We start from the raw sequence: 17,300 nt of genomic DNA, 5'->3' as shown, positions 1-17,300 counted from the left end.
TTAGCTAAAAAGAAAGATGAAAACATATAATATAATTAAAGGTATTTTTGCCGCTACTGTTTTATCAGTTGTCTTTTCCGGATGTTCGGAAGATGCAATGGATAGAATCAATAAGGATCACGGACATACGCAAAGCGTGGCCGGAAGATTCATTCTGACAGATGTAATAACCTCTACCGCCTTCTCTAACGCAGGAGGTGATTTCAATACTTATCTATCTGCTTACATTGAATATGAAGTAGGTGTTGACAACCAGTTGTATTATGCAGAAACCAGAGAAAGCGAACCGACCTCATCTTCCACTTTCAATAATACATGGAATGGTCTGTATTCCACATTGAAATCCGCCCGTATCATTATCAATCAATGCAGTGAGGGAGGAATAGATTATGGAAATTTTGCAACCAAAGGTATGGCAGAGGTGTTGGCTGCTTATAATTGTGCATTGATAGCCGATATGTTCGGAGATGCTCCATGCAGCCAGGCAGCCTTAGTTGACGAAAATGGTTCTCCTGTTTACCTGACTCCTAAAATGGATAAACAAGAAGAGATCTATACACAAGCAATGCAATACCTGGACGATGCTATTGCAGACTTGCAGAAAGAGGATCTGATAGACCCGGGAGCTCAAGATTTGTTATATCAGGGCGATGCTGAAAAATGGCTAAAGTTGGCGTATGGTCTGAAAGCGCGTTACACAATGCACCTTCTTAAAAGATCTGCCAACAAAGACGCTGACATGGAGAAGGTGTTGGAATATGTGGATAACTCTTTCGAAAGTGCAGAAGAGCAAGCAGCATTCGACGTATATGACGCCAACAATATAAATCCGCTTTACGGTTTCTTTGTGGCACGTGCCGGATTAGGTGCAAGCGAAAGCATGAGAAGCAAACTGGCAGAATACAACGACCCACGCCTGTCCAGAGCTTTCATCACTAAACAAGGTGCATCTGGAAAAGAACAAGCCCCGGGAACTGCTGACAATGCCGTATATGCGCCTAACGGTTCTCCGGAACAAGGCACTTCCAAGTATGGGACTTCTTTATTTATGTATTCTATATCAGCACCCACACTGTTATTGAGCTATCATGAATTAAAGTTCCTGGAAGCAGAAGCTCTATGCAGATTGGGACGTGATGCAAAAAGTGCATTAAAAGACGCTGTAGTAGCCGGATTGTTAAATGCAGAAAATAGCTTTAGCGTTTCAAGAAAGGAATTGGGCAAAACGCTCATCAACCCGGCAAGTAGTATTACAGATACTGAAGCCGAAAGTTACTTTGACAATACAATAGAAGCCAAATATACAGCCGAACCGTTGAAAACAACAATGATTCAAAAATACTTCGCATTATGGGGAGCCTCAGGAGAAGCGACAGAATCTTACAATGATGTTCGCAGAATGAAAGGACTAGGCGAAAACTTTATTGAGCTAAAAAATCCAAACTCTTTCCCATTACGTTGTCCTTATGGCAATAGCGACACCACAACAAATGCCGAAGTGAAAGCAGCTTACGGAAATGGACAATATGTGTATAGTGAAAATGTTTGGTGGGCAGGCGGAAGCAGATAATCCATTGACTTGAATCATATAAATGAGACTGAATTCTCCAGGGGAAAGGTGGGAATTCAGTCTCATTTCTTTATATTATAATAATAAAAGCCTTTATTATTTATACAAAAATCCCACTCTCCCCCTTTCTTATTTCATGTAATTTCATAGAGCATACTCTTTTCATTCATCCTGCCGACCAACACATTTTCTCTATAAAAGTAATTCAAAATAAAAAATGTTCCTTATATTTGCCAATGGTTTACGGGTTTATTTACATATACTTTTTAAATATAAAGAGTATTTATTTTCGTCTATAAACAAAGTAGCTTTTGAATGATAACTCTTTAAACTTCCTCTGAAAAGGATTGAAGACACTAAATATATGGATCATTTTTTAGAGAAAATAGACACACACACTTTATCACTCCTACAACAAGGTGACGAAAAGGCTTTCGACACTATTTTCTGGAAATATAATCCCCGTGTATTTCATTTTATTCATTCCCTTCTATATGATAAAATACTAGCAGAGGACCTCACTCAAAATGTATTTCTGAAGATCTGGGAAAGACATCAGGATATCAAACCGGAAGAAGGCTTTGAAGCGTATCTTTTCACAATAGCACGCAACATGGTATATAAGGAAACAGAAAAACGGCTACTTTCGGAACGTTTTCTGGATTCAATCAAACAAACTGATGCCGACAAGCACTTTGAAATAGATGTTGACACCGACTCCCTACAAGAATATATAGACGAGCTGGTAGAACAGCTACCCTCTTCCCGGAAGAAAATCTACCTCATGAGCAAGAAACAACATCTGACAAATAAAGAAATAGCCGCCCAACTATCTTTGTCAGAAAAAACAGTTGAAACGCAATTATATCGTGCCCTTCATTTCTTACGTTCTAAATTAGCCAATGAAATTGTAGCTTTGGCTCTATTTTTTCTTTCTTCTAATTTTAAATCGTGTTAAATATAGAGTAAAATCTTTGCACCCTGTAAGGATTCTTGGCTCCATGGAGATATACATAATAAAAGCCCATGGAGAAGAATACGAATATATTATTATTAGAATGTTTTATGCGGGGAGAAACCTCTCCGGATGAAGAACAAATACTATCTGACTGGCTCCACAGTCAGGAAGCAAAAGAGCAGTTATCCAACTATTATCAGGAAACCTGGAAAGGCTCTAATAACAAGCTCATTGCCGAAGTACAAGGACGTATGTTTGAACGGGTCAAAAGTCAAATGCATAATGCCGTACAAGAGTTGAATAGACGAAAGCAGAAACGGACAATGCGAATCAGGCGTTTATTTCAGTATGCAGCAGTCATTCTTTTAATCATAACAGCAGGAATAGGAGGTCATTTATATACAGTTTCTCAAACAGAACCCACAGTAACGGATAAGAGCTATCTTGTCCAAACAGGAAAAGGACAACGGGCAAATATTACCTTACCGGACGGTACAGTCGTTTGGCTAAATTCATATACTCAACTGCATTACAATGCGAATTACGGAGCCACTCAACGAGTGGTGTCATTGACAGGCGAAGCATATTTCGAAGTAGCTAAGGATAAGGAGAAACCATTTATTGTAGAAACGGCAGGAATGAATGTAGAAGCTTTGGGAACTACTTTTAATGTAAAAGCCTACCGGGAAGATTCTCAAATCATCGCAACACTTTTCTCCGGTTCGGTCCGTGTTTCTTCCGATAGAGATAATGTTATTCTTTCTCCTGACGAAAATGCCACATTCGAACGAAGATCGGGCAAACTGGCAATACATAAACCGGACAATTCATCGTATGCCAAAATGTGGCGAAATAACGATCTTGTATTTAATGGAGAAACACTGGAAGAAATTGCCGTACTGCTTAACAGAATGTATAATGTGCAAATAGCATTTAAATCCGAACGTATCAAGCAATATTGCTTCTCGGGAGTGATCTGCAACAATAGCCTTGATAATGTAATCGAACTGATTAGCCTAACCTCTCCCATCACTTATGATACTCGTGGAGATACCATAATACTAGGCAATAGGTAACCCAATATATTCCTAATTATTAACCTTTAAAATTCAATGCGTATGAAATAGTTCCAGTAGAACATAAAAAAGATAGCCTGACAAGGTCAGGACTATCTCCTTTAAGCTTAAATCGGACCTTGGAAACTCACTCTGATACTGACAACTGGCGGAAGGCAGTGTCAGAGGGTATATACACCCGATTTTCAGCTTGTAAAGTTACATCTTTTTTATTGTTTAATGATTAATTTCCTATAAAATGAGTAACATCAAGCATCTCTTTTCTCGAATATTATATATTATTATATTTTTATCAAGTAGTCTAAGTGTCATGGGGCAGATCACTCTCACCATGAAAGACAAACCTCTGAAGAAGGTGATAAAACAGATAGAAAAAGTAAGTGAATATCGTTTCTTCTATAATGAAGAGTTGGCTAATCTCAATAAGCCAGTCTCTCTCGAAGCACAGAATAGCAGTATAGAAAAGGTTTTAAAGGACCTTTCTTCGCAGGCTCCATTCAGTTATCTGATTAAGCCTAATTTCCAGATTGTATTATCTGACGACCTGCCTTCACAACAGACAAAATTACAGAGCATAACAGGGCGTGTAGTAGACACTGCGGACAATCCTATAATTGGTGCAAACGTGTTAGTGAAAGGAACTACCAATGGGGTCATCACTGATATTGACGGTAACTTCTCCTTAGAAAAAGTTCCGGTACAATCACAACTGCAAGTATCTTATATCGGATATGAGACTAAGGAACTGGCCGTAGTTTCCGGAAAGACAAATGTCAAAATCATAATGGCAGAAAACACTAAATTATTAAATGAAGTCGTAGTGACTGGCTTTGGCCTTGCTCAAAAGAAGGCTACCCTGACAGGAGCTATTGCCTCCGTAGGAGCTGATGATATAAGCAGATCTTCAGCGGTAAACACTTCCGGAGCACTGGTCGGAAAGGTAGCCGGATTGAACTACAGATCTGCAGACAGTCGCCCGGGAAATGCCACTACCCTGCAAATCCGTAATATGGGAACACCTTTATTTGTGATTGACGGCGTGCAGTCCGATGAAGGTCAGTTCAACAACATTGATTTTAATGACATCGAATCCATTTCTATTTTGAAAGATGCCTCTGCTTCCATTTATGGTGTACGGGCTGCAAACGGGGTCATTGTTGTAACAACCAAGAAAGGAAAGAAAAACACCAAGAGCACTGTGACGTTAAATACTTATTATGGCTGGCAACATGTATCACGCTTACCGGAACCGGCAGACGCCGTAACGTATGTAGAGAATTACATACAGTCTGAAACAATTCAGGGAAAAACGTCCCGTTTATATAGTAAAGAAGATCTGGAGAAATGGCGTCAAGGTACAGAAAAAGGCTATGTGCCATTTAACTGGTATGATTACATCTGGGTGACTTCTCCGCAATATTATGTCAATGCCAATGTTTCCGGAGGTTCGGACAAGATCAATTATTATTTCAGTGTCGGACACATGAATCAGGAATCTGCCATTTGCAATTATGGCGGTATGAAACGATACAACGTACAAATGAATGTCGAAGCACAGGTCACTGATAAATTCAAAATCGGCATGAACATGAACGGACGTATCAAACAGCTGAAAAATCCGGGTGTACCGGGAACTGACGACTATTCAAACCCGACAGCAGCTACCTACCGCAATCTACCGACTGTCCGTCCGTTTGCCAATGACAATCCTAACTATCCGGCATCAGTAGGCTCTGACAATGGCTTAAACTTCGGATTATTGAATTTTGAGAAAAGCGGAACCTTTGAAGACACTTGGCGAATGGCCCAATTAAACCTGAACGCAGAGTATGAAATTATCAAAGGACTTAAAGCCAAAGCTTTGTTCGGATATTATTTTGCAAGCGAATTACTTAACAATCAAGAATATACCTATCGTGTCTATAGATATGACGAAGCAACGGACGAATATGTAGATGTAGGTGGGCGTGCCAGTGCCTGGAGGGAAAGGACGAATGCTTATGTGGAAGAGTTGACTTCAAACATTCAACTGGCTTATGAAAAAGCATTCGGAGCACATTCCATCAATGCGGTAATTGGTTTCGAAGCAATAAAAAGAGACACTCCAAAGTCTTGGCTCCATGCCATCCCGGCTTCCAACTCATTGCATCTGATCTATTATGATACGATTGACAAATACGAAGATACTGGCAACAATACGGAAGCACGTTTAGGCTGGCTGGGACGTTTCAACTACAACTACGCCAACAAATATCTGATAGACTTCTCCGCACGCTATGACGGTTCATGGAAATTCCCGCCCAATCATCGCTGGGGGTTCTTCCCTTCCGCCTCATTAGGCTGGAGAATATCAGAAGAAAACTTCTGGAAGGAATCAAAAATAGCTTCTATTTTCAGCGATTTAAAGATACGGGGATCTTATGGATTGGTAGGAGATGACAACGTTGACGGCTACAGTGCTTTCGACTACATGACAGGTTACGATTACAAACAGGGAGGAGGAGTAATCGACGGTTCCTATATCATTGGTACTACCCCGCGAAACCTGCCTGTTACCACGCTCTCATGGGCAAAGGCTAAAATTCTGGACATTGGTCTCGACGTTGCTTTCCTGAATAACCGTTTATCAGGAAGCGTAGATTTCTTCAGACGTATCAAAACCGGTATTCCGGCTTCCCGTGACGACGTATTACTTCCGGAAGAAGTGGGCTTTGAGCGTCCCAAGGAAAATCTCAATTCTAATGTTCATACCGGATATGATTTGCTTGCACGTTGGAGTGATAAGGTCAATGACTTTCACTATTCTATCAGTGCCAATTTCACCTATTCCCGTTTCTACAACTGGGAGCAGTATAATCCTAAGTTCAGTAATTCATGGGATGAATATCGTAATTCTACATGGCACCGTTTCGGGAATGTCAACTGGGCATACGAGGCAGACGGCCAGTTCCAAAGTTGGAAAGAGATTGCGTCGTGGCCGATTGACAATGACCAGAAAGGAAATACGACATTACGCCCGGGTGATATCAAGTACGTCGATCAGAATGGGGATGGCATAATCAACGATATGGACAAACGCCCCATCGGATACAAAGAAGACTCCACACCCGTTCTGAACTTCGGTTTTAACCTTGCATTCGCATGGAAAGGCTTCGATTTAGCATTGGATTTCTCCGGTGCGGGAATGTCTACCTGGAATCCGTCATTAATCCAAAAGATTCCATTTAACAATAATGGAAACAACCCGGCTTACTACATGGAAGACACATGGAGACTATCTGATATCTTTGATGCAAACAGTGAATTGATTCCTGGCAAATACCCGACATTATTAATCGGAAACAATGCCAATAACCATAGTAATTATTGGGATAGCTCTTTCTGGAAATACAATGTCCGTTATTTAAAACTGCGTAATCTGGAATTTGGTTACACCTTCCCCAAAGAGTGGCTGCAAAAATGCAGAATTAACAGTCTAAGGTTATATCTTGCCGGACAGAACCTGTTTACACTCACCAATGTACCTATCGATCCGGAAGTTTCAGCCGGTAACGGAACAGCTTACCCGAGTATGCGAATTATCAATCTGGGTTTAACACTTAAATTCTAAAAGCAATGAAATATATAAAAGGATACCTGTTATTGGGTTTAACTTTGATATTAGGATCTTGTTCTGATTTTTTAGATCGTGATCCCGATCAGATATTGACAAATGACCAGATCTTCAGCGATGCTAAAATGATAAACTCCGTATTGGCCGGTTTTTATGGAGATACAGAGAATTGGGGACAAAGTTTTGCCACTCCCGCCAGCTTTACTAAAGTGGACGACGGTTGCGTGACTGATGGTGGCCGTGATAACATGCAGGAATACAGTGACAATCAATGGCGAGTTTATCCATATAAATATATTCGTAATTTAAATCAGTTCCTGGCGGGATTAAGAGCTACAACCGTACTTGAATCTACAGAGAAATTGCGATATGAAGGCGAAATTCGCTTCTTACGCGCCTGGGCATATTTTAGTATGTGCAGAGGTTTAGGCGGTGTACCTATTGTGAATGATAACGTATACGAATATGAGGCAGGGATGGATGTTTCAGGTTTGGCTGTTCCCCGTTCCAAAGAATCAGAAGTCTACGATTATATCATCAATGAATGTGCCACTATCGCAGATTACCTGCCTACAAAGCCCACCACCAATGCCGCCCGTGCCACACGTTGGGCTGCCCTGATGTTAAAGGCACGTGCTGCCGTTTATGCAGGATCATTGGCCAACTACAATAATAAGATGGTTGCTCCTATACGCACAGAAGGAAATGAAGTCGGTATTCCGGCGGAAATGGCTACCCCATATTACGAAACAGCGTTGGAAGCAGCCAAAGAAGTGATAACTCAAGCTTCTGCCTATTATAACCTGGACATAACGGTTCGTAATGATCTGGGACAGAATTTTTATAATGCAGTCTGTGTCAAAGAGAATAATCATGAAGTGATCTGGGCCAAAGATTATGCATATCCAGGAGCCACCCATGGATTCACACAAAAGAATATTCCCGCTTCTCTAGCAGAAGATCAGGAACGTTGTTATTCCGGCGCAGTATTAAATCTGGTAGAAGCATTTGAATACAAAGACAACCGCGACGGCACAATCAAAGTTAAGGATGAATCCGGAAATTACATCATGTACAGTCGGCCGGAAGATGCCTTTGCCAATAAAGATGCCCGGTTGTGGGGAACCGTACTTTATCCGGGAGCCAAATTCAGAGGTAGTGAAGTAGTGTTGCAAGCCGGTCAGAAAGTGCCCGACGGAAACGGAAATTGGAAAGAAATCATAGGTAAAGCCGATTCTTACGATGACAATAACCGCCTGATAACTTCTATCAACGGACCAATGGAATCAAATGAAATCCGTATAAACAAAACAGGTTTCTTCTTCCGCAAATTCCTGGACGAAACCATCGGTGCTTCTACCAATTCGAAGATGAGTACCATGTGGTATCCTCGTTTCCGTATTTCAGAAGCATATATGATAGCTTGTGAGGCTGCTTATGAGCTCAATAAAACCGGAGAAGATGATCCGTTGAACTACATCAATCCTGTTCGTGCACGCGCCGGCATCAGCGAACTGGAATCAATCACATTTGAAGATATTGTCCACGAATACCGGGTGGAATTTGCATTGGAAGATCATCGTTACTGGGATCTGAAACGTTGGCGCCTGGCTCACGAAATCTGGGATGGTAATTCGGAAAATCCGGATGCGCAGCTCTACGAACTATTCCCTTATCAGGTTAATGATCCGGGCAGCGCCAATGACAAGATGTGGGTATTCGACAAAAAGAAAGCCTACATGGTTCCTTACCCCCGCTATTTCCAGATGAAGAACTATTATAACTTCTTCGATAACAGCTGGCTCAACAAGAACCCGTTATTAGTGAAAAATCCGTATCAGTAAAACATAAAACTGTAAAACAATGAAAAAAATAGGAACTATATTTTCTTTGCTTTCACTTTCCCTGCTTGCCGTAAGTTGCGGTTTAGACAATTACGACGAACCCGAATCATTTCTGGAAGGGAAAATCACGTATGAGGGAAAACAACTCGGTTTGAAAGGTACAAACGGAGGTATTCAACTACAATTGTATCAGGATGGTTATGCCAACCATGATCCTATCACCGTGTATGCCACACAGGACGGAACTTTCTCTGCAGTACTTTTCGATGGTCCGTACAAACTGGTAACTAAAGACAAAAACGGTCCCTGGGTGAATAACCGCGATACCATATATGTGGAAGTAAAAGGAAAAACACAATGTGAAGTAAAAGTCACCCCTTATTTTACAATATCAGACGAAAATATCACATTAGATAACAACATCGTATCCGGCACGTGCAATATACAGCAAATAGTACAGGATGCCAAGATAAGCCAGGCAATGCTACTCGTCAGCAAAACAACTTTTGTTGACGAGAACACGAATATAGCCCGGCAAAATTTATCCAATATAAATCCCGGAGTAACAAATATTTCGCTGGATATTACGAGTAACCAGAATGTACAGTCAGCCAAAGCCCTATTCGCCCGCATCGGTGTAAAAGCGAACGGAGCGGACCAAGCTGTCTATTCAGAAATTTTCAGACTGAAATAATTCATCTAAGAAATAATTTGTCAGTATATTTATTAAATAAATATACTGACAAAAAAAATAAAACAAAATTATATGACAAACAAAAACATGTTATTAATGGGAACTGCATCCTTACTGTCCCTACATGCAGCAGCTCAGAATGACCCAAAGCCCAACATTGTTTTAATCATGGTGGACGATATGGGATATTCCGATCTAGGGTGCTACGGAGGAGAAATTCCTACGCCCAATCTAGATAATCTGGCAAAAAAAGGAGTACGCTTTACCCATTTCTGCAACACAGGACGCTCCTGCCCTTCCCGTGCCAGTCTACTGACCGGACTTTATCCCCAACAGGCAGGTATCGGAATGATGTCCGAAGATCCTCATTCTGCCGAAGATCATGGAGTGCACGGATACATGGGATACTTGAACCGTAATTCGGTCACCATAGCAGAAGTGCTGAAAGAAGCCGGTTATCACACCTATATGTCGGGGAAATGGCATGTAGGCATGCACGGACAGGAAAAATGGCCGTTGCAACGTGGCTTTGATCATTTTTATGGTATCTTGTCAGGAGCTTGCAGTTATCTGCAACCTCATGGAGATCGCAATCTGACTTTAGACAATCAACAGTTGCCTCCACCGGAACAACCTTATTACACTACTGACGCATTTACTGATTATGCGATTAAATTTGTCGACGAACGCCCCAAAGATGACAATCCGTTCTTCCTTTACCTGGCATACAACGCTCCCCATTGGCCGTTACATGCTAAACAGGAGGATATAGACAAATTTGTAGGCAAGTACCGGAAAGGTTGGCAGAAAGTACGTGAAGCCCGTTTGAAACGTATGATTAAAATGGGATTGGTAGACAAAAATTGGGATCTTGCTCAATGGGAGGGTCGCCAATGGTCCGAACTGACCGAAGATGAACAAATAGAACTGGATAGAAGAATGTCAGTATATGCGGCACAAGTTCATTGCATGGATTATAATGTGGGACGGTTAATAAAGTACCTGGAAGAAAAAGGGGAGCTGAATAACACCTTACTTATTTTCTTGTCGGATAATGGTGCATGTGCCGAGCCTCATCGTGAGAAAGGTTTCGGAACCATCGATATGATTAACAATCCGGATGAATGGGTAAATCCATCCTATGGCCTGCCATGGGCACAGGTTAGCAATACTCCATACCGTAAGTATAAAGTAAGAGCGTATGAAGGCGGGACCTCCACTCCATTGATTATTTCCTGGCCCGACAAGTATGCAAAATACAATGGCGAGATAAGACACAATAGAGCTTTCCTGCCTGACATCATGGCAACCTTCATCGATGCAGCGGAAACGACCTATCCGAAGACTTATCATGGAGGAAATGAGATCATTCCTTTGGAAGGCGCAAGCATGCTACCGATACTAACCAATACAGACACCGAATTGCACGAATATATTTTTGGTGAACACTTTGACAACTGTGTAGTATGGTGGAAAAACTGGAAAGCCGTTAAAGACCAGAACTCTAAAGTATGGGAACTTTTCAACTTAGAGAAAGACCGTACAGAACGGGTTAATTTGTCCAGAGAAAACCCCAAGATTCTAAAACAACTGGTAGACGAATGGAACAAATGGGCAAATACACATTATGTATATCCCAAAGGAAAATAGCCACAGAAAGGTAACATAAAGACATGCAAAATGTCTAAAAACCGTATCTTAAAGCACTTGCCCCTGCTACAAATCTTTTTGTAACAGAGGCAAGTTTCATTATAGGAACTCTCCGTCCCTCATATTCTTATTCATCAAGGAATCATTCCTTCCCTCACAATATCTACCAGAATCGGCTTCAATCCGCTAACGAAACATTCCACTGCAATCACCATCAGAATCAGTCCCATAAGACGCATCATCACATTATTACCCGTTTCACCCAAGACTTTTACCAATTTCGTGGAAGCACGAAGAATAAAGAAAGTCAGCAGATAAATCAGGGCGATAGTACCTATCAATATCCCCTTCATTTCATAAGAATGCGCATCCTGCATCAAAACGATTGCATTGGCAATCGCTCCGGGACCGCATAACATAGGAATACCGAGAGGAGTAATAGAGATATCATCCGCATACGTTTTGATTTCTTCGTCCTTCAACTTCATCGGTGTATAGCGGGCTTGAAGCATATCAAAGCCTATCTTGAAGATAATCACCCCACCGGCAATACGGAAACCATTGGTAGAGATACCGAAGAACTTGAAAAGAAACTGCCCGGCAAAGACAAATACCATCAATGTAATAAACGACACAATAGTAGCACGACGTACGATAGACTGACGTTCTTTATCCGTCATACCATGAGTCATGGTAAGAAAGACAGGCATCGTTCCCAACGGGTTGGTCAACGTGAAGAATGAAGTGAAACAAAGTAAGGCGAAAGGCAGAAGCGTACTATCCATGATTATATCGTATTTTATGCAAAACTAAAACGCAACAAAAATACGACTTAATCCAGAAAACCTATAATAAATCCATTAATTCTTTCAAGGAATAGATGTGATAAGTAGGGAGGAAAGGGAAAGCTGTCCGTTCTGTCACATTGTAGAAAACCTGATGCATCCCTACTCCGTGCGCTCCGGTTATATCCGCTTCCCAACTATCACCAATCATTAAGGATTCGCGCAACTCGGATTGAGTAGCAGACAAAGCAAAATTGAATATCTCCGGCCAAGGCTTCAGCACTCCGAGATCTTCCGAGAGAATCACCTTTCTGAAATACCCGTCCACTCCTGCCGAACGCATCTTACGTGATTGCAATTCACGAAACCCATTGGAAAGGATATAGAGGTTATATTTGGGAGCAAGATACTCCAATACCTCCTTTGCATGAGGCATTAAAACACTTTTAGTAGGGATAATAGCGAAAAAATCTCTCGAAAACCGTTCAGCGAGCGCTTCATCTTTCACTCCCACGGCCTGTAAAGGATAAAAGAAACGTTGGCTGTTCAATTCATCCTTCGTTATCTTTCCTTCACCGTACTCAACCCAGAGTTCGGTATTTCTTTGTTGATAAAGAGTATAATAATGATTGAATGAATCAAAATAGCGGTCGAACGAATATTTCTGATATACTTCCTCAAAGGTGTTACGAGCATTTTGAGAAAAAGCCCAGATGGTATCATCAAGATCAAAAAAAAGATTTTTATATTTCATCAGTAGTTATATAATAAGAAACAAAAAAGCCAATGTGCTAATTTCTTGAATCCAGGAATCAGCACATTGGCAATTCAAAAGGGATATCTACCTTATTTTACCTGGATAACCAAGTATCTGGATACACTCCAGAATTCAGTAGGATTAGTAATCTTCAATGTCAACTGGCCTTTATCATCTTTTACCAATTCATAAGAACCGGTCGGATGAGTAGTCAGTAATTCAGCACGTTTAGAGTACAACTTGATTTCTTTGGTTGTACGGATATCGATCTGCGTGAAATAATCCTTATTGAAATCAGCGCTCTTCAACACGTCTCCGCTCTGAAGAATCTTTTGAGCTTTCAATTCAGATTTAGTACCAAATACGAACCAGGCAGCATTCAGGCTCTTTTCCTGTTCTGCAACGGTTTTAGCTTTCGCTTCGTTTTCTGCGGCCAGAGTTTCTTTTGCTACAGACAGATCGCTGACAGCAGCATCCAATTCCTGAATACGGATATTCTTGGAAGCCAGTTCTGTTTGAAGCTCTTCGATACGCTGTTGTTTAGCGTTCAATTCAGCAGTCAAAGCGGCAACAGCTTTTTTCATCTGTGCAGAATTGTAATTGCTATTCTTCAACTGTGCCTGTAACTTTGCAATCTGCGCTTTGTTTTCTTCCATTTGCTTGGAGATGAATTCGATGTCAGAAGCAATCTGTTGCTTGGCACTGGCAGAGTTTTCAGTGATGGTTCCACGCTGCAAGTCAACACGGCTTTCGGCAGCATTGATCTTACGGAAACCTTCCTGAACTTCATTGAAAGTCCCCATCATATCATCCAGTTCAGCGTTGCGCTGGTTCAGTTCCATCAAAAGAGAATCATTTTCAGCTTTCAGGTCTTTACTTCCACCTTTAAAGCCATCACACGAAGCCAACAAGGCTACGCATACAAATAAAACAGCTAACTTTTTCATACGTTTACGTTTTACGTTTTTTAATGAAGTTATTTAATCATCTATTCCTGCTAATACTATCACAATCTCGCCCCGGGGTTCGGTAGCGGTAAAGTGTTCTATCAATTCAGCCAAACTGCCCCGAACTGTTTCTTCATGGAGTTTGGATATTTCACGCGACACGGTTGCCTGACGTTCAGCACCGAAATATTCGGCAAACTGTGTTAACGTCTTCAACAGACGGTGGGGTGATTCATAAAACACCATCGTGCGGTGTTCTTCCGCCAATGTCTTCAGTCGTGTCTGCCGTCCTTTCTTCTGGGGGAGAAATCCCTCGAAGCAGAACTTCTCGTTCGGCAATCCCGATACTACGAGTGCCGGAACAAAAGCGGTTGCTCCCGGCAAGCACTGCACTTCAATACCGTTGCGCACACATTCACGAACAACCAGAAATCCGGGATCGGAAATTCCAGGCGTTCCGGCATCCGAAATTAGTGCCACCGTTTCACCTGCCTTTATTCTATTAACAACACTTTCCACCGTTTTATGTTCATTAAATTTGTGGTGGGATTGCATTGCATTCTTTATTTCAAAGTGTTTCAGCAAGATACCGGAAGTACGTGTATCCTCCGCCAAAATCAGATCGACCTCTTTCAGGACTTTGATAGCCCGAAAAGTCATGTCCTCCAGATTCCCTACCGGCGTAGGCACCACATATAGCTTTCCCATCTTGTTTTTGTTTTATACTGATTGATTAAAATATTTCTTTAGTAGCTCCAGAAAGTCGTTCACCGCCTCCTTTTCTTCATTCAATTCGACTTTCGAGGACAGAAATGCGACTGCAGTCTTGTAGGAACTCATTACTGATATCTGTTCGATAACCCGATTCATCAAATCAGTGTTGCCTCCGAACAGTTCACGAGAAAAACGGAAAGAATCATTCAAGCTGATAGCATGTCGCAAGCCGGCAGACAGTTTGAGACTTTCTCCCAACACAGCCGATTTAGGTTCTTCCTCTTTCACAACAGTTTCAACGACAGGTTCCTCAACAATTGCCGATTCCTCTTTTTTCCCTTCTTCTTCTTCTTCTTCTTCTTCTTCTTCTGCTGCTGCTGCTGCTGCTGTCTCTGCAGCTGCCGCTATTACGACAGGTTTCTCTTCCGCAACAATGGCTTCTCCTTCCTCATCTTCTTTCACAACAACCGATTCGAGAGATTGTATAATCACGGGGGAATCCTCTTCAGACCCGGCAACTTCATCCTCCTCTTCCGCTGTCTCTTCCACAGCTGACGGAGAAATTACCTGAACAGCATCCACCTCCTGCTGCAGTTCGTCCAAACGTCCCTGCATCCGTGTAATGCTCCGCTTCAACAGTTCAGACAAAGTCGGAGTCGGCTCCTTGGTAAATGAATCCATGAGATACTTCAACTCATGAACATCCAACTCAATATCTGTTAATAGCTTCTGTTTCATGTCAGTCCATTGTTTATACGGTGCGAATGTAGGAATAATTTATGCAATAACTTAAAATAATGGATAATTTAACAGTTCTTGCACATTGAATTGCTTACCTTTGTCCACATATTTATTTAATCAAGAAAACACAAAATCTCATGGTATTATTTTCAGAAGACCACATACAGGAGACTAGAAGAAGAGGCCGGATCGAAGTAATCTGCGGTTCTATGTTCTCCGGAAAGACAGAGGAATTGATTCGCAGAATGAAGAGAGCGAAATTCGCGAAACAACGTGTCGAGATATTCAAACCTGCTATCGACACCCGTTATTCAGAAGAAGACGTAGTCTCTCACGACAGCCATTCTATCGCCTCCACTCCCATCGATTCGTCAGCCAGCATTTTACTGTTTACTTCTGAGATAGATGTAGTAGGTATTGATGAAGCACAGTTCTTCGACAGTGGTTTGATTGATGTATGCAACCAGCTTGCCAACAATGGAATCCGTGTTATCATTGCAGGATTGGATATGGACTTCAAAGGAAATCCATTTGGACCTATGCCACAATTGTGCGCCATTGCCGATGAAGTCTCCAAAGTTCATGCGATCTGTGTGAAATGTGGTCAGCTGGCCTCTTTCTCACATCGTACAGTCAAGAATGAGAAACAGGTTCTTTTAGGCGAAACAGCCGAATATGAGCCTCTGTGCAGGGAATGTTATCTCCGTGCACGAGGGGAAGATGAGCAGAAAGTATAAACTCTATAAAAGAAACAGATTATGGAAAGGAAAAAGATAACATTCGACAGTTTTATACGCGGTTCCATCGGATGTGTGTTAGTTGTAGGAATATTAATGCTCGTGGAACGTCTTAGCGGAGTGTTATTACCTTTCTTTATTGCGTGGCTGATAGCTTATATGGTCTATCCGTTAGTCAAATTCTTCCAGTATAAGCTACGATTAAAAAGCCGCATTATTTCCATCTTCTGTTCCTTATTCCTCATTACGGTTATCGGAGTCACTTTATTCTACCTATTAGTGCCGCCGATGATTTCGGAAATAGGCAGAATGAACGACTTGCTAGTGACTTACCTCACCAATGGAGCCGGTAACAATGTGCCTAAGAATCTTTCTGAATTTATCCACGAGAACATTGATCTTCAGGCGTTGAACCGTGTATTAAGTGAAGAGAATATCCTGGCGGCAATCAAGGATACCGTCCCCAGAGTGTGGACTTTGCTTGCAGAATCTCTCAACATTCTATTCAGCATCCTTGCCTCTTTCATTATATTATTATATGTAATCTTTATATTATTGGATTACGAAGCGATAGCTGAAGGATGGTTGCATCTGCTACCCAATAAATACCGTACGTTTGCCTCCAACCTGGTTCACGACGTACAGGATGGTATGAACAGATATTTCCGTGGACAGGCTTTGGTTGCTTTCTGCGTAGGTATTCTTTTCAGCATCGGTTTCCTGATTATCGATTTCCCCATGGCTATCGCTCTGGGACTTTTCATCGGAGCATTGAATATGGTTCCCTACTTGCAAATCATAGGTTTCCTTCCCACCATTTTATTGGCAATCCTCAAAGCTGCCGACACCGGACAGAACTTCTGGATTATCATTGCATGTGCATTAGCCGTCTTTGCAATCGTACAAATCATACAGGATACCTTCCTTGTCCCCAAAATCATGGGAAAGATTACCGGACTGAATCCTGCCATCATCCTTTTATCTCTTTCTATCTGGGGTTCATTAATGGGAATGCTCGGCATGATTATCGCCTTGCCACTAACAACTTTGATGCTCTCCTACTACCAACGCTTTATTATCAACAAAGAAAAAATAAAATATGATGAAGTAGAAACTACTGATAATCAAGAAACAAGCCACAACGAGGAAAAATAATTGAAACTTTTTTCTACGTAATGCTTGCAAATTAAATAAAAGTAACTACCTTTGCACCC

The 17,300-nt window shown here is 41.5% G+C and carries 14 protein-coding genes; 9 read left to right on the top strand and 5 right to left on the bottom strand.

Annotation, left to right across the window (positions count from 1 at the left end):
- Positions 1-16: 16 nt before the first annotated feature.
- The 7 genes from HMPREF9010_RS08280 to HMPREF9010_RS08310 all read left to right on the top strand — a co-directional run bounded on the left by HMPREF9010_RS08280 (position 17) and on the right by HMPREF9010_RS08310 (position 11,405).
- Positions 17-1,570, top strand: coding sequence for a SusD/RagB family nutrient-binding outer membrane lipoprotein (locus HMPREF9010_RS08280; protein ID WP_008650046.1), 1,554 nt, complete (start codon positions 17-19; stop codon positions 1,568-1,570).
- 364 nt (positions 1,571-1,934) lie between these two features.
- Positions 1,935-2,528, top strand: a complete 594-nt coding sequence (locus HMPREF9010_RS08285; RefSeq protein ID WP_008650044.1) for an RNA polymerase sigma-70 factor — start codon at positions 1,935-1,937, stop codon at positions 2,526-2,528.
- Between the two features lie 68 nt (positions 2,529-2,596).
- Positions 2,597-3,604: a FecR family protein gene (locus HMPREF9010_RS08290; RefSeq protein ID WP_008650043.1), complete on the top strand. Its 1,008-nt coding sequence runs from the start codon at positions 2,597-2,599 to the stop codon at positions 3,602-3,604.
- A gap of 238 nt (positions 3,605-3,842) precedes the next feature.
- Positions 3,843-7,214, top strand: a complete 3,372-nt coding sequence (locus tag HMPREF9010_RS08295) for a TonB-dependent receptor (protein WP_004306505.1) — start codon at positions 3,843-3,845, stop codon at positions 7,212-7,214.
- Between the two features lie 5 nt (positions 7,215-7,219).
- Positions 7,220-9,061, top strand: coding sequence for a RagB/SusD family nutrient uptake outer membrane protein (locus tag HMPREF9010_RS08300; RefSeq protein ID WP_004306504.1), 1,842 nt, complete (start codon positions 7,220-7,222; stop codon positions 9,059-9,061).
- Positions 9,062-9,080: 19 nt separating this feature from the next.
- Positions 9,081-9,755, top strand: coding sequence for a DUF3823 domain-containing protein (locus tag HMPREF9010_RS08305; RefSeq protein ID WP_004326276.1), 675 nt, complete (start codon positions 9,081-9,083; stop codon positions 9,753-9,755).
- A gap of 72 nt (positions 9,756-9,827) precedes the next feature.
- The gene (locus HMPREF9010_RS08310; protein WP_032852824.1) at positions 9,828-11,405 is read left to right on the top strand and encodes an arylsulfatase; all 1,578 of its coding nucleotides are present in this window, start codon (positions 9,828-9,830) and stop codon (positions 11,403-11,405) included.
- A gap of 134 nt (positions 11,406-11,539) precedes the next feature.
- Here the strand turns inward: HMPREF9010_RS08310 and HMPREF9010_RS08315 are convergent, their stop codons facing one another.
- From HMPREF9010_RS08315 to HMPREF9010_RS08335, 5 genes are all read right to left on the bottom strand, one after another.
- Complete coding sequence (locus HMPREF9010_RS08315; RefSeq protein WP_004306500.1) at positions 11,540-12,190, bottom strand: MarC family protein; 651 nt, start codon at positions 12,188-12,190, stop codon at positions 11,540-11,542.
- A gap of 61 nt (positions 12,191-12,251) precedes the next feature.
- Entirely contained in the window at positions 12,252-12,944 is a 693-nt protein-coding gene (locus HMPREF9010_RS08320) for a YjjG family noncanonical pyrimidine nucleotidase (protein WP_008650037.1), read from the bottom strand.
- 92 nt (positions 12,945-13,036) lie between these two features.
- The gene (locus HMPREF9010_RS08325; RefSeq protein WP_004326281.1) at positions 13,037-13,894 is read right to left on the bottom strand and encodes a hypothetical protein; all 858 of its coding nucleotides are present in this window, start codon (positions 13,892-13,894) and stop codon (positions 13,037-13,039) included.
- Between the two features lie 33 nt (positions 13,895-13,927).
- Positions 13,928-14,602 (bottom strand): 16S rRNA (cytidine(1402)-2'-O)-methyltransferase, encoded by a 675-nt coding sequence (rsmI, locus tag HMPREF9010_RS08330; RefSeq protein WP_008650035.1) that lies wholly within the window; start codon positions 14,600-14,602, stop codon positions 13,928-13,930.
- A 12-nt stretch (positions 14,603-14,614) separates the two neighbouring features.
- Positions 14,615-15,346: a hypothetical protein gene (locus HMPREF9010_RS08335; protein ID WP_008650033.1), complete on the bottom strand. Its 732-nt coding sequence runs from the start codon at positions 15,344-15,346 to the stop codon at positions 14,615-14,617.
- Between the two features lie 140 nt (positions 15,347-15,486).
- Here HMPREF9010_RS08335 and HMPREF9010_RS08340 point away from each other — a divergent pair, with 140 nt between their 5' ends.
- Positions 15,487-16,086: a thymidine kinase gene (locus HMPREF9010_RS08340; RefSeq protein ID WP_004299175.1), complete on the top strand. Its 600-nt coding sequence runs from the start codon at positions 15,487-15,489 to the stop codon at positions 16,084-16,086.
- Positions 16,087-16,107: 21 nt separating this feature from the next.
- The gene (locus HMPREF9010_RS08345; RefSeq protein ID WP_004306487.1) at positions 16,108-17,241 is read left to right on the top strand and encodes an AI-2E family transporter; all 1,134 of its coding nucleotides are present in this window, start codon (positions 16,108-16,110) and stop codon (positions 17,239-17,241) included.
- Positions 17,242-17,300: the final 59 nt, after the last annotated feature.

Source organism: Bacteroides sp. 3_1_23, assembly GCF_000162555.1.
GTDB lineage: Bacteria > Bacteroidota > Bacteroidia > Bacteroidales > Bacteroidaceae > Bacteroides > Bacteroides ovatus.
This window is presented reverse-complemented; position numbering and strand designations above follow the sequence as displayed.

Excerpts from the sequence above, each read along its gene's own strand:
- HMPREF9010_RS08285 (WP_008650044.1), top strand. The coding sequence starts at position 1,935 with ATGGATCATTTTTTAGAGAAAATAGACACACACACTTTATCACTCCTA.
- HMPREF9010_RS08325 (WP_004326281.1), bottom strand. The coding sequence starts at position 13,894 with ATGAAAAAGTTAGCTGTTTTATTTGTATGCGTAGCCTTGTTGGCTTCG.
- rsmI (WP_008650035.1), bottom strand. The coding sequence starts at position 14,602 with ATGGGAAAGCTATATGTGGTGCCTACGCCGGTAGGGAATCTGGAGGAC.
- HMPREF9010_RS08300 (WP_004306504.1), top strand. The coding sequence starts at position 7,220 with ATGAAATATATAAAAGGATACCTGTTATTGGGTTTAACTTTGATATTA.
- HMPREF9010_RS08310 (WP_032852824.1), top strand. The coding sequence starts at position 9,828 with ATGACAAACAAAAACATGTTATTAATGGGAACTGCATCCTTACTGTCC.
- HMPREF9010_RS08345 (WP_004306487.1), top strand. The coding sequence starts at position 16,108 with ATGGAAAGGAAAAAGATAACATTCGACAGTTTTATACGCGGTTCCATC.
- HMPREF9010_RS08335 (WP_008650033.1), bottom strand. The coding sequence starts at position 15,346 with ATGAAACAGAAGCTATTAACAGATATTGAGTTGGATGTTCATGAGTTG.
- HMPREF9010_RS08280 (WP_008650046.1), top strand. The coding sequence starts at position 17 with ATGAAAACATATAATATAATTAAAGGTATTTTTGCCGCTACTGTTTTA.
- HMPREF9010_RS08340 (WP_004299175.1), top strand. The coding sequence starts at position 15,487 with ATGGTATTATTTTCAGAAGACCACATACAGGAGACTAGAAGAAGAGGC.
- HMPREF9010_RS08320 (WP_008650037.1), bottom strand. The coding sequence starts at position 12,944 with ATGAAATATAAAAATCTTTTTTTTGATCTTGATGATACCATCTGGGCT.
- HMPREF9010_RS08315 (WP_004306500.1), bottom strand. The coding sequence starts at position 12,190 with ATGGATAGTACGCTTCTGCCTTTCGCCTTACTTTGTTTCACTTCATTC.
- HMPREF9010_RS08305 (WP_004326276.1), top strand. The coding sequence starts at position 9,081 with ATGAAAAAAATAGGAACTATATTTTCTTTGCTTTCACTTTCCCTGCTT.
- HMPREF9010_RS08295 (WP_004306505.1), top strand. The coding sequence starts at position 3,843 with ATGAGTAACATCAAGCATCTCTTTTCTCGAATATTATATATTATTATA.
- HMPREF9010_RS08290 (WP_008650043.1), top strand. The coding sequence starts at position 2,597 with ATGGAGAAGAATACGAATATATTATTATTAGAATGTTTTATGCGGGGA.